The organism is Dorea longicatena (genome assembly GCF_024168045.1).
Taxonomy (GTDB): domain Bacteria; phylum Bacillota; class Clostridia; order Lachnospirales; family Lachnospiraceae; genus Dorea_A.
Map to the genome: position 1 here is coordinate 2938084 of NZ_CP100126.1, position 19719 is coordinate 2957802.

Genomic DNA, 19719 nt, shown 5'->3' on the forward strand with positions numbered 1-19719 from the left:
TTTATTTCATACTTATACAATACAAAGTCAATCTCAATTTAACCTCAACAAAATTTATTTTTCATAAAAAAATATGACCGGCTTCTTTTTAAAGAAACAGTCATATTTTTATTCTAATATATGAAGGAGCTTTTCTTACTCCGTTGTATTAATCACTATCCATGCAAAATCTTCTTTGTACAACAGACTGTTAGATATAGCAAAAACGGCCTTTCAAAAACAGTTAACTTCTAAATCAACTGTTTTTTGAAAGGTCGTTTCATCAGATTCTTATAGCAATCCAGCAAATAATCTCATAAATAATTGTCCCAGTCGCAAATATGCACTTCGTCCGGTTTGATATTGGTCTGTCACATCACGACATTCTCCCATCGTTCTTATCAGATCATTTTTTATTTCCACAACTGCCTGACAATCTGCCATAAAACAGCCGTTTTCAAAATGGTGATATAAACTTCGATAATCCAGATTAATTGTTCCACAAGTTGCCATACAGTCATCTGCCACACTCATTTTTGCATGACAGAAACCAGGAGTCCACTCATAAACACGAACACCATGTTTAACTAATCCATGATAAAAAGAACGAGTTATATTATAAATGAATTTTTTATCAGGGATACCAGGTGTGATAATTCTTACGTCTACCCCTCGCTTAGCAGCCAGACATAACGCATGCGTCATTTCATCTGTTATGATTAGATATGGAGTCATAAACCAACAATATTTTTCAGCTTTATTTATCATACTGATATAAACTTCTTCTCCTACTTGCTCATTATCCATAGGGCTGTCTGCATAAGGTTGAACAAACCCAGTTTGCTGTGCCGCATAATCATAGTGGAAAAGGTATTTACTAAAATCAGAATCATTAGCATCCTTATCACTTACTGCATTCCACATTTCCAAAAATGTCACCGTAAGCGACTGAACAGCATCTCCTTCTAAACGAATACCTGTATCTTTCCACTGTCCATACGGGTGTGTGTAATTAAAATATTCGTTTGCTAGATTATATCCACCTGTAAATCCGACTTTTCCATCAATAACTGTTATTTTTCTATGATCACGATTGTTCAAAAACAGATTTAAACCTGGCATAAACGGATTGAATACACGGCAATGAATTCCTATTGCTTCCATCTTTTTCACAAAATCTGTGTTAATAAAGCCTATAGAACCCATATCATCGTAGAATACTCTAACTTCCACACCTGCTTTTACTCGCTCTTCCAGAACATCTTGAATCTTATGCCATGCTTCAGCGTCTTCTATCGCATGATATTCCATAAAGATAAACTTCTGTGCTTTCTCCAAATCCTTAAGCTGTGCCTCTAATCCTTTCACTGCTTCATCAAAATACACAATATCCGTATTCTGATAGATTGGATACTGCGAATTTCTTTGTATGTAACTTGCTATATTTCCTGCTTTCGGAATTTTTTCTTTTATTTTGCTCAAACACTCCTGACTGTCCGGAAGCATTGGTAACAATTTGCTATCAATTTCTGCATATCGCTCACGCATTTTATGTGTGCCACCATTCAAACCAATCAACAAATACAGGCCTACACCCATAATTGGGAAAATTAGAATTAAGATGACCCAAGGCATTTTCATAGAGGATGTCTTATTTGATGCGTACAATCCCAAAACCAAGATCCCACTCAAAATCCTTGTAAATAAATTTATGATTTCTGCATATTCATTCAAGCGTGTTACGATAGTAATAATAAAAATCACTTCCAGAAGAATGCAGATTATGGAAAAACACAGCCGTTTTACCCCATTTTTTGTTTTTGCTTTGCCCTCTAAAGTATCTTGTTTCATATATATTCCACCTTCCTACTTGCTCAGTTTTCTTCCTAAATTTCGTGGAACATACCAATTTTGTCTTTTATTCTCTGCATTTCATTATCTGCTTCAATGATAGCTCTTGCAGAATGAAGTAATTCTTCACTTATCTCATCATAGCCAGGCATTTCTTCAATTCCTTTTTTATAGCGAAGTTGATGTTCCAATGTTGCCCAGAAATCCATACCATTGGTTCGAATCTGTAATTCTACACGCATAGGTGTTTTACCCTTAGCAAAAAATACTGGTATTTCAACAATCATATGATAGCTTCGATAACCATTCGATTTTGGATTTTTTATATAATCTTTTATTTCAATAACTTTAATATCATCCTGTTGGGTAATCAAATCTGATATCATATAAATATCGTCAATAAACGCACAAACTATTCGAACGCCTGCTACATCATTGAGATATGTCTGTATATTTTCTGTTGTAAATTCATATCCCATCTTCTGCAGTTTATCGTAAATACTATTGGGCTGCTTAATTCTTGTTTTTATAAAAGAAATAGGATTTCGATTGTTCTCAACTGAAAATTCATCATCCAAAACCTCAAGTTTAGTTTGTATCTCCCGAATAGCACAACGATACATCATCATTAAATTATAAAATTTTGTAGCATTATTTAAAAACTGTAGTGATTCCGGACTGTTCATCCTGAGTTTTTTTACTTCATCTTTTGTCATGGAACTTTCCTTTCTACCTCATCCCTGATTTCAAAACATTATTTATTTTGATAGTTGATTCGTTCTCCTTGAATTACTGGATAACAAATCATTTTATCACTATCCAGATTTTCTACATGCATATCTACTGCACTGATCTGATGGTTTTCATAAGTATTGTAATAATAAATACCTTTTGTAACATTACAACACGACGTATACAATGTGATTTCATATTTTCCATCCGCTACTTCGCAACATCCTCGTTGCTGATCCACAGATCCGAGAATGTGGAAGAATTGGCTAACGCTTTCTTCCTCTGATTCACCTGAAATTGCATTTACCTTTGTAAAAGCTACACGTACAAAGCGTGAGGAAGATGAGAGATCTCCCGGAAGACCTAATCCTCCCATACCTCTACTATATGCATCAAGAGCCAAATTTTCGCAGAAAGTATTTCTGGGCTGTTTAGGAGATAAATACATATAATTATTTAGTTGAAACATCTGCTGTGGAAATGGAGGATTATTCGTAAGCACTCCTACTGGATTGTCATAAATATGCAAACCATCTGACATAGATTCTACCGTAATTGACTCATTCTCATCAGAAATGATCCAGTGTAATTGTGCTAATGGTAATTGCTCGCTGAAAGGAGTATTAACAATATTAATTCGTTCAAGAAGCTCGCGAACTTCAACTAAAGAAGAACACTGACTTAAAATCCACGGAATAAATTCAAACTGTGCAATATTTTCCACATCTGGCTTAATCGCGGCATAAACAGCATTTCCGACAAAATTCAGTCCTGCCATTGCCACTCCTTTTTCATTCATAGCATCATAATACAAAGGATAATCCTCAGCAACATGAGCCATTCCAATAATTGCATAATGATTTTTCATATCGCCAACATGGCGAAAATTAAACGCATAATTACGTGGTGTAATTACTATCTGATCACCATAAGAGAATTCATAATCGAGGGTTCGTCCAAAGTAAAAATCTTTTGTTTTATAAGTTGCTGCTGTACACATGATCGTTTATCCTCCTAAATAGATTGAAATATGTCAATGAGCTTTTTCTTGAACAATATTATAGCACAATTCTTTTATTTTGTTCCAACTTCATACATGATCATAACATGTAAACTTTAAACTATTTTCCTAGATTATTTCTCCATCAGTTTTTCAAACCAGGTATCCATAGCTAGGATGAATTGACCTACGTCTGGCAATTCTTGCAGCATTTCGTTTAGGGTTTTGTGCTTCACATATTTCTGCACATACACCCAACAGGCAACGCTACTGGCTTCTGATACAATGTCAGCTATGGTTTTGCGCATAAGCTCTTCAAATTCAGCAATTTCTTCTTTTGGAACAACATCATACAGTGTTGGTGCCTGATGACTTAATTTTACGCCATTTTCATTTGCATCTTTAAGCAGATTCTTAACTTTTTCTCTTGAGTTCTCCGGTACTTTCATGTACTCCCAGATAAATGCTACCACATCGGACGGTGTGTCTTTTTTTAGTGGTGGTAACTGAATATAATCATTGTTTTCGCTCATTTTCATATTCTCCTCACGATATAATAAAATCAATAATACGTTCTCTTGTCATGTCCAGTACAGTATCTACAAACACTCCTGCAAACAGGATCAGATACAGAATTACACTCAGCGAAAATAGAAATGCAACCTGTACCCAGTCATGATAACAGTATGCAGTCGCTATAATCAATAAAGTGAATATAAATCCAAGGATCCCTCTGACAACCGCATAAGTCTGTACTGTCATTTTTACTGCCAGGCCGATCACAAAAAGGATCAGCCATACCGGCAGTAATAATATCTTTCCAGCAAGTTTTAAAATAAACATGTGCACCTCCTATTTTACCAGTCCTGGCATATCATATCCCTTGCGTAATTGGTTCTGAAATCTACCATGGTCAGGAGAATGCCCTCAATCGCCAGTTTCCGGTTCAGTCTTTTCTTTACTGTAAGAATGGTCTTGATCAGCTGCTGAAGTCCTTTCACCGGCAGATATGCGGCTTGCACAGGTATCAACACAGAATCGGAAGAGACCAGTGCATTGATTGTCATCATACCAAGGCTCGGCATACAGTCGATCAGGATATAATCGTATCGGCATCGTATCGCATCGATATATTCTTTCATGATCATTTCTCTGCTCATAACATTTCCCATCGTTACTTCCAGTGCGGAAAGCTCAATATTTGCCGGGAGAAGATCTACATTTTCCTGGTGATGTAAAATCCCATCTTCCAGAGAGATTTCTTCTTCGTTGATGACATCCATCATGATCGTTGCCAATGTGATGCGAAGATCATCCGGTTCCTCATATCCAAGACTTGCGGTTAAACTTCCCTGTGGATCCGCGTCGATCAGCAACACTTTCTTACCTTCTCTTGCCAGTCCAATGCCTACATTTACGGTTGTGGTGGTCTTTCCGACGCCACCTTTCTGGTTTACTACGGATATAACTTTACACATGATTTCTTCCTCCTTTAACTTTCCCATGATTCTTTTTTCCATAATTTCAACAGTGCCAGTATTTCCCGTTTCATCATTGCCGGTGTATAAGAATTTGGAAAATACTTGTGCAACTGCTCGTTTGTGAATGCCACTCTTGTGATCTCACCCTTTTTCACTTCACACATGATCTCTTCCATCTTTTCCAGTGACAACTGTTTTTCTTTACTCAGTTGCCGGATCCTCTGGGCCTGTGAGAGTGATGGGATTGCCTGTGCATACTCCATTGCTACAAGCAGTTCTCTTTGTTCTTTTTCACTTAATGCAGCTATCTCTACAGCCGGACAAAAAGAAATAATCTCATCATCCAGTTTCTGCAACATTTCCGGTATCAGTTTTGTCAGTGAGATATAACGCTGCACTTGTTTTGGGCTATCACCACAATCTTCACTGATGATTTCTATTGCCCGCTTTCTTGGTGTTTTGTGGTCAACTTGGCTCTTTTTTCGACCACTTTTTCTTTTTAATACGTCATTCTTCAGTTTGTAAGCAAAAGCTTTTTCACTGTAGCTGATCCGTTCTCTGTGAAGATTGGAATCTACCATGCTCAAGATGGAATCATCTTCACTTAATACCCGGATGATTACCGGTACTTTACGGTATCCCAATTTCTCCGCAGCATGTTTTCTTCTGTGACCGGATATGATCTCATAGTATCCATCCGGTACTGGTCTGACGATTAGCGGATTTAAAATTCCATACTTCTCAATGCTTTCCTGCAAAAGAAACATTTCCTTATCATCTTTTACCTGAAACGGGTGCTCTTTGAACGGACGAAGACGCTCAATCTCAATTTCTATGATTCTTTCTTCGTTTTCTCCTGATTGTCTGTTTGGCTCAGTCATCTTGACTCCTTTCCTCCAGGATTCAGGAAATAAAAAATGCCTGCCTGGAACTTTTATAGATAGTAAAGTTCCAAACAGACATTGCTGTTTGACCATTAGCTGTAGCTAATAGAATTGAATACTGTTTCAGCTAATTCATGTTTGCAAGTTTGGGAGAGATTGTTTCTTTTCCCGCCTTTTCTCTGATTTACATCCCCGAATAAGAGGTGACAACGGAGCGGAACCCAAATGTTAGCTGGACTTCTTAAAACCCATGTTTGCAAACCGGTAATTTTGATTAGCTGTCAGCTAACAAAAATCGGATTGCGTTAGCTGGAAATTGATCATTTTGAATGGAATTTTGTGTCACGAACGTGATTTGAAAATAACAAAAGCGTTCGTTGTCAGCTAATCCAGCTAACATTTTCGAACGCTTTGAAGCCCGTCGCCAAGAGGATTTGAACCTCCGACCCCTCGCTTAGGAGGCGAGTGCTCTATCCAGCTGAGCTATGACGACACATGTCTATTTTACCATTAATCTCACAAAAGTCAATACAGGGATGGATATCCCCACCCCTGTATCATTCTGAAATATTTATCCACATTTTACTGTTCTTATCCACATTCAGAAATTGATTTTTCCCTGCAGCCACACATTTCCTTTGAATCTGCGTCCGACTGCCGGTTCGCCCATGACTTCTCTTTTTGGTACACATACATCGAATAATAATCCGTTCACATCCAATTTCATAATGCAGATATCTTCCCTTGTAATCTCATTTCTAGTAAGACGATATTCCAAGATCTCGCCCATGATCGAATACCGGTCGCATTCGATTCCATAAGGCATAATGTATGTATCCACAATGGTAAATACATCTTCCGATATCAGTCTTTTCGATACTTTGGAATAGGTATCCATATCATCCAGTGTAAGACTTTCGATTGCCTGCGGATCACCTGTTCTGGCTGCACTCAACAACAGCATGCGGTTGTGCACCTCTTCCTGCTGTTCCCGTTCCTGCTCCTTGCTTTTCCTCACCGGAAGCAGGATGGTTCCCTCATTACAGAGTCCGGACAAAGTAACAGAAGAATACTTGATACTTCTTCCGCCAATCTGCCTCTCTCTCAGATATTCCATCATATTCTGCAGATAGAATACCAGGTTGATGCCAACTTTTGTATCCTCACAAATGCCTACATATGCTTCACGGTCTATCCTTCGTTCCACACTGACATTTGCATAAGATGTTACGCCGGATCCTGTGAAATACGGAGCATAATAGCGGTAATCAAACTGTTCGTCGATATCCATATCTCCGCACACCTTGATCCCGATACCTTCTCCATATTCTTTATCAAATTCACAAAGATCCGTCACTTCATCCTGCGTGACAAGCTGATGTCCCGTATAGGATTCTTCCACATCTCTTATGATCTGTATTAACTGTTTTTTGTCTCTGATATTTCCAAATCCAATGGATTTCAAATATTGATGCATACGCTTATCCTTATAATTTCCTATTTTTTAGGTACAAGCTTCTCTGTTCCGCCCATGTATGGCTGTAATGCCTTAGGAATCTTAACAGATCCATCTTCCTGAAGGTTGTTTTCCAGGAATGCGATCAGCATTCTCGGTGGAGCCACAACTGTATTGTTCAGTGTATGTGCGAAATATTTTGTTCCGTCTTCACCTTTGACACGGATACCAAGTCTTCTTGCTTGTGCATCACCAAGGTTAGAACAACTTCCTACTTCGAAGTATTTCTTCTGTCTTGGAGACCATGCTTCCACGTCACAAGATTTTACCTTCAGATCTGCCAGGTCACCTGAGCAGCACTCTAATGTACGTACCGGGATATCCAGTGAACGGAACAGATCTACCGTGTTCTGCCATAATTTATCATACCAGATCTTGCTTTCTTCCGGTTTACATACAACGATCATTTCCTGTTTTTCGAACTGGTGGATTCTGTATACTCCACGTTCCTCGATACCATGAGCTCCTTTTTCTTTACGGAAACATGGTGAATAGCTTGTAAGTGTCTGTGGAAGCTGTTTTTCTTCCAGCATTGTGTCGATGAATTTACCGATCATAGAGTGCTCACTTGTTCCGATCAGATACAGATCTTCTCCCTCGATCTTGTACATCATAGAATCCATCTCTGCGAAGCTCATAACACCTGTTACAACGTTGCTTCTGATCATGAAAGGTGGTACACAGTAAGTAAATCCACGATTGATCATAAAGTCTCTTGCATATGCAAGTACAGAAGAATGAATTCTTGCGATATCACCCATCAGATAATAGAATCCATTTCCCGCTACTCTTCCGGCGCTCTCAAGATCGATTCCGTCAAATGCTTCCATGATCTCTGTATGGTATGGAATCTCGAAATCAGGAACAAAAGGCTCACCAAATTTTTCAATTTCTACATTCTGACTGTCATCTTTTCCGATTGGTACAGAAGGATCGATGATGTTCGGAATAATCATCATATTCTGTTTCAGTTTCTCTTCTACTTCTTTTTCTTCTTTGGAAAGTTCTTCGATTCTTGCAGCACTCTCAGCTACTTTTCTCTTTAATTCTTCCGCTTCTTCTTTCTTTCCCTGTGCCATACATGCACCGATCTGTTTAGAGATTTTATTCTTTTCTGCACGAAGTGCTTCTACTTCTCCCTTAATATCTCTATTCTTCTGATCCAGTTCTATTACTTCATCTACCAAAGGTAATTTCTCATCCTGGAACTTATTTTTGATGTTCTGTTTTACCACATCCGGATTATTTCTTACAAATTTGATATCTAACATTTTTCTAAACTCCTCCTGCTCTCATATCTGTTATATGATCTGCTATTTTCTATTTTTTTCAGGTCTTGCCATATCTGGACGCATACTGCTGGTTCTTGTATTCAGGATTTTTCCATTATTTGCCTTTCCAGATGCCTGTTTTGCACTTCTTGCATTACTGTTTTTCTGATTTCCGTTCTTTGCCGGACCGGATTTTGCCATTTTCATACTTCCTGTTACAGAAGCAACAGCCTTATTGACTTCTTCTTCATATCCATCTTCGAAAATAGCCTTATCCAGTGCTTCTGCTTCTTCCTCAGCAAGTTCTACATAGCTTTCCCCTTTTACAATCTCCTTTACGTAAGTGTAACAGCCCTCTCTGCTGTGCATTGCATTGAGGATCCATCCGGTATTATTATTGTCTAGCATTGCAAGTGCAAAGCTGAGCTTTCCACCCATTTCATTAAATGCATCATACTTGACAATACCAACCTTCTGGTAAGACTTCTCCATCTTCTTGTTCAGCTTTTGGATGTCTGTACGATTCTGCTTTGTGTATTTCAGAATTGCTTCTACATCCGAAAATCCTGACATCATGCTTTCTTCCAGTGTCTTTCCATCTTTCCCACGCATAAACGTCGTATAGCTGCTTTTCAACCGATTATACTTCATTGTTACATTTACATACAGAACGAATAATATAACAATCAGTACCAGCAAAAATAAAAATATCAATGCCGGATCGATACCAAGTGCTTTCAGTATTTTGCTATCCATATTCAATTACTCTCCTCTTTTAATGCTCATCATCATATCGAACAAATGTTCTAATTCATCATCTGAATAATATTCTATCTCTATCTTACCTTTTCCCTTTCCTTTTGATGCTATACTGACTTTTGTTCCGAATACACCTTTCATCTTTTCTTCCAGATCCTGGTAAATGAACGCATTCTCCATTACCTTCTTCTCTTTTGGTTTTTTCGGATTCTTGATCTCTTTCACAAGCTTCTCAGTCTCCCTCACACTGAGTTTCTCGTCAAATATCTTATTTGCCAGTGTATACTGAAGTTCCGGATCATCAATTGCGAGAAGCGCTCTCGCATGCCCTGTAGAAATCATATCGTCAATTATCATCTGCTGTACTTTATCACTTAACTTCAACAGTCTCATAGAGTTTGTTACCGCAGTTCTACTCTTCGATACTCGTTCTGCAACTTCATCCTGTTTCAGATTGAATTCCTCCAAAAGTCTCTTAAATGCAATTGCTTCTTCAATTGGATTCAGGTTCTCTCTCTGGATATTTTCAATCAGACCGATTTCAAGAATTTCCTGATCTGTATATTCTTTTACAATTACAGGAACTTCCTTTACCCCGGCAAGTTTTGCAGCTCTCCATCTTCTTTCACCGGCAATGATTTCGTAGTAATCCTTTCTTTTCCGAACAAGCAGCGGCTGTAATACACCGAACTGTTTGATGGAATCCGAAAGTTCAAGGAGAGCATCTTCATCAAAATTCTTTCTCGGCTGATCCCTGTTCGGCTCAACCTCATTGATCTTCATCGTCTGCACGCCTGCTTTTTCTTCTGCTTCTTTCTTTGCTTCAGCAGATTTGTCAGGTGTTACAGACTTTATGCTCTTATTATCTGGGATCAGACTGTCCAGACCTTTTCCCAGACCTTTTTTCTTAATTGACATTCGTTCCCTCCTACATCACATCTTTTAGTTACTCTCTATTCATCACTTCATCAGCAAGTCTCTGGTATGCGCTTGCTCCTGTAGACTTTGGATCATACAGATTGATCGGCATTCCATAACTTGGTGCTTCTGCCAACCGGATATTTCTAGGAATAATCGTTTTATAGATGTTCTGTTGCAGGTTCTCTTTTACATTTTCTACAACCTGAAGTGAAAGATTCGTTCGCGCATCGTACATTGTAAATACAACGCCTTCTATTTTCAGAATTGGATTCAATCTTTCTTTCACCAGTTCAACTGTATGTATTAACTGGCTCAATCCCTCCAGCGCATAGTACTCACACTGAATCGGTACCAGCACCGAATCAGCTGTTGTCATAGCATTAATTGTCAGCATACTCAACGATGGTGGACAATCAATAATAATATAATCATAATTGTCTTTGATTGGTGCAATAGCGTTTCTGATGATAAATTCTTTATCATCCACACCGATCAATTCAATCTCTGCCGCTGACAGATCAATACTTGTCGGAATAATATCCAGGTTTTCAATTGCTTCTTTTTGAAGCACTTCCTCTACACCAACCTGTCCAATCATAAGATCATAGATATTCTTTTCAACTTCATCTTTGTCTATTCCTAATCCACTCGTCATATTTCCCTGCGGATCCATATCGATAGCAAGAACTTTCTGGCCTTTTTCAGCAAGGCATGCCGACAGATTAATAGCTGTCGTTGTCTTTCCAACGCCACCTTTTTGGTTCGCAACGGCTATAACTCGTCCCATTTAATTATCACCTTCCCTTTTTTTACATGATATTAGTATATCACTTTTCCAGGTACTTATCCATAAAATGTTTCACGTGAAACATAGTTTTTCCATTTTTCATAAATATGAATCTGTTCTATTTGTTATTTTCGTTATCTTTATGCTTTTCCATTCTTTTTATTCTTTTTATTTTTTAATGTTTCACGTGAAACATTTTCTTTGATTACACAGATGTTCATTTTGCGTTCATTTTGCAAAGGCAATCTTCCAATTTATAAGTAAATATAGTATAATTAGTAGTAAGAAAGTGAGGTATCAACATGAACTGGAAAAAGACATTATTGTTCATCTCGACAGCAATCGGAACAACAACCCTGGCGTTCCACGTAATAAACAAATTCATATTCAACACCTCTGATGAACCCTCAGAAGAAGACTCATCCAACTACTACAATTGGAAATTTGGAAATATATATTATCAAAAGACAGGAAGCGGCTCTCCTCTTCTTCTCATCCATGATCTGAATCATTACAGTTCTTCAATGGAATGGGACAAAGTAATCGATACTCTTTCCAGAGAACACACTGTGTATACCATAGATCTTCTTGGATGCGGAAAATCTGATAAACCTGCCATCACATACACCTGCTATCTCTATGTCCAGCTTCTCACTGATTTCATTCGCGATATCATTGGAGAAAAGACAGATATCGTTGCAACCGGAGCATCTGTTTCTTTTGTAACAGCTGTCTGTCAGAACATTGCAGATCAGATTGGTCATATAATCCTTGTTTGTCCGGAAAGCATCCGTACACTTGCAAAAGCACCAAACCATAAGTCAAAGCTGCTCGCAAGTATTATAAATCTTCCTATATATGGAACATTCATCTATAATGTTGGCGCACGTAACACTGCACTTTCGGATTCTGCTGAATGCAGATATCTCTACTCCAGCATTTTAGGTCATTATACAACAGTAAATATCGCTCATTGTCTCGAAGGACTTACAACTTCCATTGCCGTGATTTCCGGGAAAAATGCACCGGAAACTTTCGAAAACGCTGAAGAATACTGTAATGTTCTCCCATCCATTGAGCATATTGAAATTACAGGCTGTGGATTACTGCCGCAGCGGGAAAATGCTGATGCATTTTTAGAGCAGATAGACATATTGCTAAGTGACAACTGCTAGTGTTCTGCCTGTATCACCAGTAAATAATATTAAGTTTTACAAAAGGGGTAATGTTTCACATGAAACATTACCCCTTTTACATTTTCTTGTTTTCACAAAATTCTTATTAAATTACTATTTTTCTTACCGTATCGGCTCTTTGGAAGGCATTCCAGCCTTTCGTGGATATTTCTTTGCCGTATTCTTCACTTTGTGGATCTTCACGAACGATCTGCCGATGTCTGTTCCCGGAAGCTCGAATTTTACTACGTCTTCAATCTTACCACCAAGTATCTTTACCGCTTTCGACGACTCTTTTACTTCTTCATCAATCTCACCCGATTTATAAGGTACAAACATACCATCCACTTTTACGTAAGGCAGGCAATATTCGCTCAATGTTGCCAGATTTGCAACTGCTCTGGACACACACAGATCATACTGTTCTCTATATGCTGCATCTTTGGCATAATCTTCCGCTCTTCCATGAATTGTGTGGATATCTTCCAATCCCAGTTCTTCGATCACAGCATTCAGAAACTTAATTCTTTTGTTCAATGAATCAAGCAATGTCACTTTCAGATGTGGAAATGCGATCTTAAGCGGTAATCCCGGGAATCCCGCCCCCGTACCAATATCGATTACCTGATCTGCCTTAGCCATATCCATGACTTTTACAATAGAAAGGCTGTCTACATAATGTTTTTCCACAACTTCCTCATATTCTGTGATCCCAGTCAGGTTCATCACCTTATTCCACTCTTCAAGAAGCTTATGATAGGCATCGAACTGCTCTTTCTGCTGATCCGTGATCTCTATTCCTATCTTTTCCAGGCTTTTTTTCAAAATCTGGTCCATATTTTTCTCCTTATTTCTCTCTAAAATCAATAAGTATATAAAATGTATGATTTTTTCATGTTATTCATTTTATATACTTATTGTTATATTTACTATATGATTATAATTGTATTATTTTATGATATAATTATAAATATATTTACCACTGTAATCCGTTGTATCTCTGCACTTTATCTGTGATTTCCACTCAGATATACCAGCAGCACCGAGATATCAGCCGGAGACACACCGGAAATGCGTGACGCCTGTCCGATCGACACCGGTCTGTACTCTTTCAGCTTCTGAACTGCTTCGATACGAAGGCTGTTCACTGCATCATAATCCATATCTTCCGGAATTTTCTTATTTTCCATCTTCTTGAACTGCTCTACCTGGCGTTTCTGACGCTGGATATAACCGTCATATTTCAGGGAAATATCCACCTGTCCGATCACTTCTTCCGCCAGATCTTCCGGCAATTTTGGCCGGGTCACATCAATATCTGCAACTGCTTCGTAAGACAATTCCGGTCTCCGGATCAATTCTGCCAGACTGCTTCCAGAATTCAGCGGTGTACTTTCATAGGATTCCAGGAGTTCCTGTACCTTTTCACTGGTTCCGACATAAGCATTCTTTAACCGCTCGATTTCCGACTCTATCAGCCTTTCTTTTTCCTTCAGGCGGTCGTAACGCTCCTGTGAGATCAGACCGACTTCATAGCCTTTTTCCGTCAGACGCTGATCCGCATTGTCCTGTCTCAGAAGCAGACGGTACTCTGCCCTGGAAGTCATCATACGGTATGGCTCATGACTTTCCTTTGTAACCAGATCATCGATCAGAACGCCGATATAAGCCTCTGAACGGTCTAACACCAAGGATTCCATGCCTTGCAGCTTTCTGGCGGCATTTATGCCCGCTATAAGCCCTTGTGCGGCAGCTTCCTCATAGCCGGAGCTTCCGTTGAACTGTCCCGCGCTGAATAATCCACTGATGTTACGGAATTCCAGGGATGGTTTTAACTGTCTTGCATCAATACAGTCATACTCGATCGCATATGCATTTCTTACGATCTTCACATGCTCCAGCCCCGGAACACTGCGGTACATGGCATACTGTACATCTTCCGGCAGCGAACTCGACATACCACCGATATACATCTCATCCGTCTCCAGTCCTTCCGGCTCAAGAAATACCTGATGACGCTTTTTATCTGCAAATTTTACAACTTTATCTTCGATCGACGGACAGTATCTCGGTCCCGTTCCCTCGATCATTCCGGAATACAGCGGTGATCTGTCCAGATTGGCACGGATGATATCATGTGTCGTCTCATTTGTATAAGTCAGCCAGCATGAAGCCTGGTCGATCTGCACATCGTCCGGATTCGTAGTAAATGAAAACGGCACTACCCTCTCGTCTCCGAACTGCTCTTCCATCTTGCTGAAATCCACGGTTTTACGGTCTACCCTGGCAGGTGTTCCTGTCTTGAAACGGTACATCTTAATTCCCAGTTCTTTCAGGCAATCGGTCAGATGATTGGCCGCCTGCAGTCCGTTCGGACCGGTATACTGACTCACATCCCCATAGATACAACGTGCCTTCAGATAAGTTCCGCTGCAGATGATAACCGCCTTACAGTGATAAGTTGCACCCGAAAATGTCTGCACTCCGGTAATCTTTCCATCTTCCACCAGGAGATTTGCCACCTCTCCCTGCTTGATCTCAAGATTCTCCTGCGCTTCCAGTACACGGCGCATCGTTCTGCTGTAGACCGCCTTATCAGCCTGTGCACGAAGCGAATGTACCGCCGGGCCTTTGGACTTATTTAACATTTTTGACTGGATAAATGTACGGTCGATGACCTTTCCCATCTCTCCGCCAAGGGCATCCAGTTCTCTTACCAGATGGCCTTTGGAACTTCCTCCGATATTCGGATTACACGGCATCATCGCAATGCTGTCCACACTTACGGTAAATACCAGTGTCTGAAATCCAAGTCTCGCCGTTGCCAGTGCCGCCTCGCATCCTGCGTGTCCGGCACCGATGACGACAACATCATATTTATCTTTATTTTCCCATACAGAATTTGCTGAATATCTCATTAACCAAATCTTCTCCTATCGTTTCGCCGGTGATATTGCCGAGAGCTTCATATGCATCCATAAGATCGATCGAATAGAAATCCTCCGGCATATCTGCGGCAATGCTGTCATTCACACGTTCAAGTGCGGCATATGCATCCTGAAGTGCTGTTTTCTGTCTCACATTCGTAATATAGATTTCATCATTAAATGTCAGTTCGCCCTGGAAGAACATCTCCTTTAACGTATCTTCCAGTTCTCCGATTCCCTCCACATTCTTTGCGGAGATCTCGATCACCGGGAATTCCTCCGGCAGCTCTTCCTGATCTTTTTTCACCTGCATATCCAGATCGGATTTGTTCAGCAGGATGATCGCACGTTTTCCTTTGATCAGATGCAGGATCTCTGCATCATTTTCATCCAGCGGTCTGGATGCATCGATCACATACAGGATCAGGTCTGCCTTGTCTGCATATTCTTTTGCACGGTCAACACCGATCTTTTCTACCACATCTTCCGTATCACGGATGCCGGCAGTATCCATGATATTTAAAGAAATTCCCTTCAGATTCAGGTGTTCTTCCAATACATCTCTGGTTGTACCTGCAATATCTGTAACTATTGCCCGGTCTTCACCGAGAAGTACATTTAACAGGGATGATTTCCCCGCATTCGGTTTTCCGAGGATGACTGTGCGTACGCCCTCTTTTATAATCCTACCATCATCACAGCTATCTAGCAATCTTTTCATTGCTTCTATGATCTCATCAACCACTTTTTTTAGTGTTTCCCCGTATCCATCAACGCTGATATGCTCCGGATCATCCAGTGCGGTCTCGATAAATGCAGTGTGATACAGGATCTTTTCACGCATTTCACCGATCTTATCTTTGATATTGCCCTTAAGCTGGCTCACTGAACTCTGTAAAGCATATTCGTTCTGCGATGCGATCAGGTCCCCGACAGCCTCTGCCTGTGAAAGATCCAGTCTGCCATTTAGAAACGCACGCTTGGTGTACTCTCCCGGCTCTGCCGGGCGCGCACCATTTTTGATCAGAAGCTCCAGAATACGCTTTACCACATAGACTCCGCCGTGACAGTTGATCTCCACCGTATCTTCACCGGTGTAGCTGTGCGGCCCGCGCATCAGCATGACCAGTACTTCGTCGATCACCTGATCTCCATCAACCATATACCCATAATGGATCGTATGTGATTGCTGTTCACATAACTTCTTCTCTTTTTTCCCTTTATACACCCGGTCTGCGATCTGAAATGCTTCCGGACCACTCATTCGTACAATTCCGATCCCGGAATTACTCATTGCCGTAGATATTGCGGCAATTGTGGAATTATATAATTGTTCCATATTTCCTCCATACTTTGGTATCAAAAAAGACAAGGGCCGCTTAAAGACCCCTGTCTCTTAATTATCGGTTATTTCTGTTTCTTACCAGTGTTACCACAACTCTTCTGTAAGGCTCTTCACCTTCACTGTGTGTGGATACTGCCGGGTCAGACTGCAGCGCAGAGTGAATGATTCTTCTCTCGTATGGATTCATCGGCTCAAGAGAAACTGTCTTTCTTGTTCTCTTAACTTTACTTGCGATATTCTTTGCAAGATTTTCCAGTGTTTCTTTTCTTCTTCTTCTGTAATCCTCTGTGTCAAGTTTCACTCTTACATATCCATCCTGCATCTTATTGGCAACACGATTTGTAAGATACTGCAGAGAATCAAGTGTCTGTCCTCGTTTTCCGATCAGAATACCCATATTGCTTCCTTCCATATTGATAGAAAGTGCACCTTCTTCATCTACAGCAGATGTAACTTTTACATCCTCCATGCCCATTGCATTCATCACATCATAGATGAATTTCTCACATGTCTCGATCGTCTGTGGTTCCACCTTTGCAAGTTCTGCTTCTTTCTTTGGAGCAGGTTTTACTTCCGGCTTCTCTTCTCTCGCCGGTTTTCTGGCGTGTGAATATTCTTTTACCGGTTCTTCCACTTTCGGCTCTTCTTTTACAACTTCTTCAACCGGTTTTTCTTCCTGTTTTCTGCGGGCCTTGATCACAGCCTGCTTTCTTCCGATTCCAAGGAAACCTTCGCTTCCTTTTTCAACAACAATATAATCTAAACGATCACTTGTTACGCCTAACTGAACCAGTGCCTCTGTAATCGCATCGTCCAGTGTCTTTGCTGATAAGGTAATGTAATCCTCCATTACAGCCGCCCCCTAATCATTTTCGTTAAATTTCTTCACCATATTTGCCTTTGATGCGAGACTTCCTTTCTTCGCATTGTCTGCTTTCTGGTGCGCTTTTTCCACTCTGGCTTCTCTTTCTTTTTCACTTAAGTTAGATGTACTCTGCTTTTTCATGGATGCCTGGTTGTTCATATTCTTGGTATTCGTCTGAGCCATTGCTGCGATTCGTTCATTTTTCTCGCCACGTTTTACACGTTTTTCCTCAGCCTTTTCCTTGTTTTTCTCCAGGATTTCATCTACAGACATCTTGCTTAAATGCTTATTGATAAATATCTGCTGAACGCAACGTACTACCGCACTGACGATCCAGTACAGACCGATACCTGTCGGAAGTGAAAATACCATAAATACCGAGAACAGCGGCATTGTCACATTCATCGTGTTCATCGTAGATGCCATCGGGTTATCTTTATCAAGCTGCTGTCCGGAAATAGCCTGTGAAAGCTTGATACTTCCGTACTGTGTCAGACCAGATAATACCGGAAGCAAGATTGCAGTAATAATAATAACAACCGGTGCAAATCCATAGTCCCCGCTGTTCTTGATCATCTGCATAGGTGAGATGGTCAGGTCAGGAAGGGTCAGGAATACATTTACTGCTTTTGGAGCTGTCTTGATCTCCGGAACATATTTCTGGATATTATAGATAACCGGGTACAAAGCAAACAACAGCGGCATCTGAATCAGTAATGGAAGGCATCCTGCTGACATCGATGTACCATATTTGTCATACACCTGCTGAATCTCTTCCTGCTGTTTCATCATTGATGCCTGGTCTTTTTTATTCTTATACTTCTTCTGTATAGCCTGAATCTCCGGATTCATAACAGATGACATCTTCGATGTTCTCTGCTGCTGTACTGTAAGTGGAAGTAATAACGTATACACAAAAATCGTATACAGAATGATTGACAGACCTACCAGTCCATTATCGCTTGGCAGACAGTTGTCCAGTAAATTATAGATAAAGTTCATTACCTTACCCAGAATCCAGCAAAGCTGTCCGACAATCGGCCAGTTAGCGGCAGTCAGTAAACTTGGTACCATAATTTTTTCCTCCATATGTAGTTGTAATCTTTTTAAGGAACAGGGTCGTACCCTCCTCTGGTAAACGGATTACAGCGCAGAATTCTCCACACTGCCAGCCGTCCCCCTTTTAACGCGCCGTATTTCTCAATTGCTTCTTTCGCATACTGAGAACAGGTCGGATAAAACTTACAGGTGGAACCGCCCTTTATCGGAGACAGATATCTCTGATAAAATCTGATACCAGTGAGCAGAATCTTCTTCATAATACGTTACCCCTCATCTATAATCTTATGAAGATGGGCCAGATGGAGCATTGCGCCGACAATCTCTTTATAACCTTTTCCTTTGGCGCCTATTCTTGCTATAACAATAATATCCAATCCACATCTGAACCGTTCTTCTTGTAATCTATAGCTTTCGCGGATTAACCTCGTTAATCTGTGCCGTACTATACTGTTTCCTACTTTTTTACTTACAGATATTCCTAATCGATTCTGACCTGTCCCATTCTCCAGTACATACATAACCAGATATTTGTTGGCATAAGATGTCCCTTTTCTATATATATATTGGAAATCTTTGTTCTTTTTCAGTGATTCGGAATACTTCATTGTGTGATTCTCCTAATTATTCTGAGTAGAAGAAAAGGCCACATATATGCGGCCTACGCTGATAATTTCTTTCTTCCTTTTGCTCTTCTTGCAGCAAGTACTTTTCTTCCACCTGCTGTGCTCATTCTAGATCTGAAGCCATGTACTTTAGCTCTCTGTCTCTTTTTTGGCTGGAATGTCATCTTCATGGATATCCACCTCCTTATTTTATTCCAAGGGATGTTCTCCCTAATTTTCATAAGACATCAGCCTTGATTATATTAAAAAAACCGCTCTACGTCAAGCAATTCCGCAAATTTTTAAAATATATTTATCCACATTTTGTGGAAAACTTTGTGGATTTCTGTGGATAACGTGTGGAAATCATATATTTTTTTAGTTTTTTTCCCCTTTATATACGCATTTTTACTATGTTGATAATTGGGATTGAGTTTTCCACAGTTTCTCACATGCATCAAAGTGCACGATTAAAGATTGCCTAAAGCAACTTTTTGATGTACAATGTAGAAGAGTGGGTTTATAGGTGAAAATCCGCGAATCAGACAGATTAGGAGTAAAT

At 39.9% G+C, this 19719-nt stretch carries 20 protein-coding genes, 1 tRNA gene and 1 pseudogene; 1 reads left to right on the forward strand and 21 read right to left on the reverse strand.

Going from position 1 to position 19719, the window contains the following annotated elements; all coding sequences use genetic code 11:
* Positions 1 to 270: 270 nt before the first annotated feature.
* From cls to NKF87_RS14180, 13 genes and pseudogenes are all read right to left on the reverse strand, one after another.
* Positions 271 to 1830: a cardiolipin synthase gene (gene cls / locus NKF87_RS14120; protein WP_006427148.1), complete on the reverse strand. Its 1560-nt coding sequence runs from the start codon at positions 1828 to 1830 to the stop codon at positions 271 to 273.
* 35 nt (positions 1831 to 1865) lie between these two features.
* The gene (locus tag NKF87_RS14125; RefSeq protein ID WP_005360232.1) at positions 1866 to 2546 is read right to left on the reverse strand and encodes a GTP pyrophosphokinase; all 681 of its coding nucleotides are present in this window, start codon (positions 2544 to 2546) and stop codon (positions 1866 to 1868) included.
* A gap of 38 nt (positions 2547 to 2584) precedes the next feature.
* Positions 2585 to 3562, reverse strand: a complete 978-nt coding sequence (gene bsh, locus NKF87_RS14130; protein WP_005347230.1) for a choloylglycine hydrolase — start codon at positions 3560 to 3562, stop codon at positions 2585 to 2587.
* A 134-nt stretch (positions 3563 to 3696) separates the two neighbouring features.
* On the reverse strand, positions 3697 to 4101 hold the full coding sequence (locus tag NKF87_RS14135) for a hypothetical protein (protein ID WP_006427147.1): 405 nt from the start codon (positions 4099 to 4101) through the stop codon (positions 3697 to 3699).
* A 7-nt stretch (positions 4102 to 4108) separates the two neighbouring features.
* Positions 4109 to 4405 (reverse strand): hypothetical protein, encoded by a 297-nt coding sequence (locus NKF87_RS14140; RefSeq protein WP_005334864.1) that lies wholly within the window; start codon positions 4403 to 4405, stop codon positions 4109 to 4111.
* Positions 4406 to 4419: 14 nt separating this feature from the next.
* Positions 4420 to 5040: a ParA family protein gene (locus NKF87_RS14145; protein WP_334301071.1), complete on the reverse strand. Its 621-nt coding sequence runs from the start codon at positions 5038 to 5040 to the stop codon at positions 4420 to 4422.
* 14 nt (positions 5041 to 5054) lie between these two features.
* Positions 5055 to 6020 carry a ParB/RepB/Spo0J family partition protein gene (locus NKF87_RS14150; RefSeq protein ID WP_055160129.1) on the reverse strand — a complete coding sequence of 322 codons (966 nt, stop codon included), beginning with the start codon at positions 6018 to 6020 and terminating at the stop codon, positions 5055 to 5057.
* A gap of 326 nt (positions 6021 to 6346) precedes the next feature.
* Positions 6347 to 6420, reverse strand: a tRNA-Arg gene (locus NKF87_RS14155).
* 108 nt (positions 6421 to 6528) lie between these two features.
* Positions 6529 to 7404, reverse strand: coding sequence for a DUF3881 family protein (locus tag NKF87_RS14160; protein WP_055284855.1), 876 nt, complete (start codon positions 7402 to 7404; stop codon positions 6529 to 6531).
* A gap of 20 nt (positions 7405 to 7424) precedes the next feature.
* The gene (gene serS / locus NKF87_RS14165; RefSeq protein WP_006427141.1) at positions 7425 to 8714 is read right to left on the reverse strand and encodes a serine--tRNA ligase; all 1290 of its coding nucleotides are present in this window, start codon (positions 8712 to 8714) and stop codon (positions 7425 to 7427) included.
* A 246-nt stretch (positions 8715 to 8960) separates the two neighbouring features.
* A pseudogene (locus tag NKF87_RS14170) lies at positions 8961 to 9470 on the reverse strand (DUF4446 family protein); the annotation flags it as partial.
* A 6-nt stretch (positions 9471 to 9476) separates the two neighbouring features.
* Positions 9477 to 10391 (reverse strand): ParB/RepB/Spo0J family partition protein, encoded by a 915-nt coding sequence (locus NKF87_RS14175; protein ID WP_117598115.1) that lies wholly within the window; start codon positions 10389 to 10391, stop codon positions 9477 to 9479.
* A 28-nt stretch (positions 10392 to 10419) separates the two neighbouring features.
* Positions 10420 to 11181, reverse strand: a complete 762-nt coding sequence (locus tag NKF87_RS14180) for a ParA family protein (RefSeq protein WP_055284851.1) — start codon at positions 11179 to 11181, stop codon at positions 10420 to 10422.
* A 302-nt stretch (positions 11182 to 11483) separates the two neighbouring features.
* Here NKF87_RS14180 and NKF87_RS14185 point away from each other — a divergent pair, with 302 nt between their 5' ends.
* Complete coding sequence (locus tag NKF87_RS14185; protein WP_117598114.1) at positions 11484 to 12356, forward strand: alpha/beta fold hydrolase; 873 nt, start codon at positions 11484 to 11486, stop codon at positions 12354 to 12356.
* Positions 12357 to 12479: 123 nt separating this feature from the next.
* Here the strand turns inward: NKF87_RS14185 and rsmG are convergent, their stop codons facing one another.
* The 8 genes from rsmG to rpmH all read right to left on the reverse strand — a co-directional run bounded on the left by rsmG (position 12480) and on the right by rpmH (position 19348).
* The gene (gene rsmG / locus NKF87_RS14190) at positions 12480 to 13193 is read right to left on the reverse strand and encodes a 16S rRNA (guanine(527)-N(7))-methyltransferase RsmG (protein WP_117598113.1); all 714 of its coding nucleotides are present in this window, start codon (positions 13191 to 13193) and stop codon (positions 12480 to 12482) included.
* A 170-nt stretch (positions 13194 to 13363) separates the two neighbouring features.
* Positions 13364 to 15274, reverse strand: coding sequence for a tRNA uridine-5-carboxymethylaminomethyl(34) synthesis enzyme MnmG (mnmG, locus tag NKF87_RS14195; RefSeq protein WP_117598112.1), 1911 nt, complete (start codon positions 15272 to 15274; stop codon positions 13364 to 13366).
* Positions 15240 to 16622 carry a tRNA uridine-5-carboxymethylaminomethyl(34) synthesis GTPase MnmE gene (mnmE, locus tag NKF87_RS14200; RefSeq protein ID WP_055284846.1) on the reverse strand — a complete coding sequence of 461 codons (1383 nt, stop codon included), beginning with the start codon at positions 16620 to 16622 and terminating at the stop codon, positions 15240 to 15242. Before mnmE ends, mnmG begins: the two co-directional genes overlap by 35 nt.
* A 61-nt stretch (positions 16623 to 16683) precedes the next feature.
* Positions 16684 to 17478 (reverse strand): RNA-binding cell elongation regulator Jag/EloR, encoded by a 795-nt coding sequence (gene jag, locus NKF87_RS14205; protein ID WP_117598111.1) that lies wholly within the window; start codon positions 17476 to 17478, stop codon positions 16684 to 16686.
* Positions 17479 to 17490: 12 nt separating this feature from the next.
* Complete coding sequence (locus NKF87_RS14210; RefSeq protein WP_242998897.1) at positions 17491 to 18567, reverse strand: YidC/Oxa1 family membrane protein insertase; 1077 nt, start codon at positions 18565 to 18567, stop codon at positions 17491 to 17493.
* A 32-nt stretch (positions 18568 to 18599) separates the two neighbouring features.
* Positions 18600 to 18812 (reverse strand): membrane protein insertion efficiency factor YidD, encoded by a 213-nt coding sequence (yidD, locus tag NKF87_RS14215; protein ID WP_006427130.1) that lies wholly within the window; start codon positions 18810 to 18812, stop codon positions 18600 to 18602.
* A 6-nt stretch (positions 18813 to 18818) separates the two neighbouring features.
* Positions 18819 to 19160, reverse strand: a complete 342-nt coding sequence (gene rnpA, locus NKF87_RS14220) for a ribonuclease P protein component (RefSeq protein ID WP_028087564.1) — start codon at positions 19158 to 19160, stop codon at positions 18819 to 18821.
* 53 nt (positions 19161 to 19213) lie between these two features.
* Positions 19214 to 19348, reverse strand: a complete 135-nt coding sequence (gene rpmH, locus NKF87_RS14225; RefSeq protein ID WP_021859823.1) for a 50S ribosomal protein L34 — start codon at positions 19346 to 19348, stop codon at positions 19214 to 19216.
* Positions 19349 to 19719 lie beyond the last annotated feature (371 nt).

What these genes read in the sequence shown, in the direction of transcription:
- cls (WP_006427148.1), bottom strand. Translation starts at nt 1,830, where the DNA reads ATGAAACAAGATACTTTAGAGGGCAAAGCAAAAACAAAAAATGGGGTA.
- NKF87_RS14125 (WP_005360232.1), bottom strand. Translation starts at nt 2,546, where the DNA reads ATGACAAAAGATGAAGTAAAAAAACTCAGGATGAACAGTCCGGAATCA.
- bsh (WP_005347230.1), bottom strand. Translation starts at nt 3,562, where the DNA reads ATGTGTACAGCAGCAACTTATAAAACAAAAGATTTTTACTTTGGACGA.
- NKF87_RS14135 (WP_006427147.1), bottom strand. Translation starts at nt 4,101, where the DNA reads ATGAAAATGAGCGAAAACAATGATTATATTCAGTTACCACCACTAAAA.
- NKF87_RS14140 (WP_005334864.1), bottom strand. Translation starts at nt 4,405, where the DNA reads ATGTTTATTTTAAAACTTGCTGGAAAGATATTATTACTGCCGGTATGG.
- NKF87_RS14145 (WP_334301071.1), bottom strand. Translation starts at nt 5,040, where the DNA reads ATGTGTAAAGTTATATCCGTAGTAAACCAGAAAGGTGGCGTCGGAAAG.
- NKF87_RS14150 (WP_055160129.1), bottom strand. Translation starts at nt 6,020, where the DNA reads ATGGTCAAACAGCAATGTCTGTTTGGAACTTTACTATCTATAAAAGTT.
- NKF87_RS14160 (WP_055284855.1), bottom strand. Translation starts at nt 7,404, where the DNA reads ATGCATCAATATTTGAAATCCATTGGATTTGGAAATATCAGAGACAAA.
- serS (WP_006427141.1), bottom strand. Translation starts at nt 8,714, where the DNA reads ATGTTAGATATCAAATTTGTAAGAAATAATCCGGATGTGGTAAAACAG.
- NKF87_RS14175 (WP_117598115.1), bottom strand. Translation starts at nt 10,391, where the DNA reads ATGTCAATTAAGAAAAAAGGTCTGGGAAAAGGTCTGGACAGTCTGATC.
- NKF87_RS14180 (WP_055284851.1), bottom strand. Translation starts at nt 11,181, where the DNA reads ATGGGACGAGTTATAGCCGTTGCGAACCAAAAAGGTGGCGTTGGAAAG.
- NKF87_RS14185 (WP_117598114.1), top strand. Translation starts at nt 11,484, where the DNA reads ATGAACTGGAAAAAGACATTATTGTTCATCTCGACAGCAATCGGAACA.
- rsmG (WP_117598113.1), bottom strand. Translation starts at nt 13,193, where the DNA reads ATGGACCAGATTTTGAAAAAAAGCCTGGAAAAGATAGGAATAGAGATC.
- mnmG (WP_117598112.1), bottom strand. Translation starts at nt 15,274, where the DNA reads ATGAGATATTCAGCAAATTCTGTATGGGAAAATAAAGATAAATATGAT.
- mnmE (WP_055284846.1), bottom strand. Translation starts at nt 16,622, where the DNA reads ATGGAACAATTATATAATTCCACAATTGCCGCAATATCTACGGCAATG.
- jag (WP_117598111.1), bottom strand. Translation starts at nt 17,478, where the DNA reads ATGGAGGATTACATTACCTTATCAGCAAAGACACTGGACGATGCGATT.
- NKF87_RS14210 (WP_242998897.1), bottom strand. Translation starts at nt 18,567, where the DNA reads ATGGTACCAAGTTTACTGACTGCCGCTAACTGGCCGATTGTCGGACAG.
- yidD (WP_006427130.1), bottom strand. Translation starts at nt 18,812, where the DNA reads ATGAAGAAGATTCTGCTCACTGGTATCAGATTTTATCAGAGATATCTG.
- rnpA (WP_028087564.1), bottom strand. Translation starts at nt 19,160, where the DNA reads ATGAAGTATTCCGAATCACTGAAAAAGAACAAAGATTTCCAATATATA.
- rpmH (WP_021859823.1), bottom strand. Translation starts at nt 19,348, where the DNA reads ATGAAGATGACATTCCAGCCAAAAAAGAGACAGAGAGCTAAAGTACAT.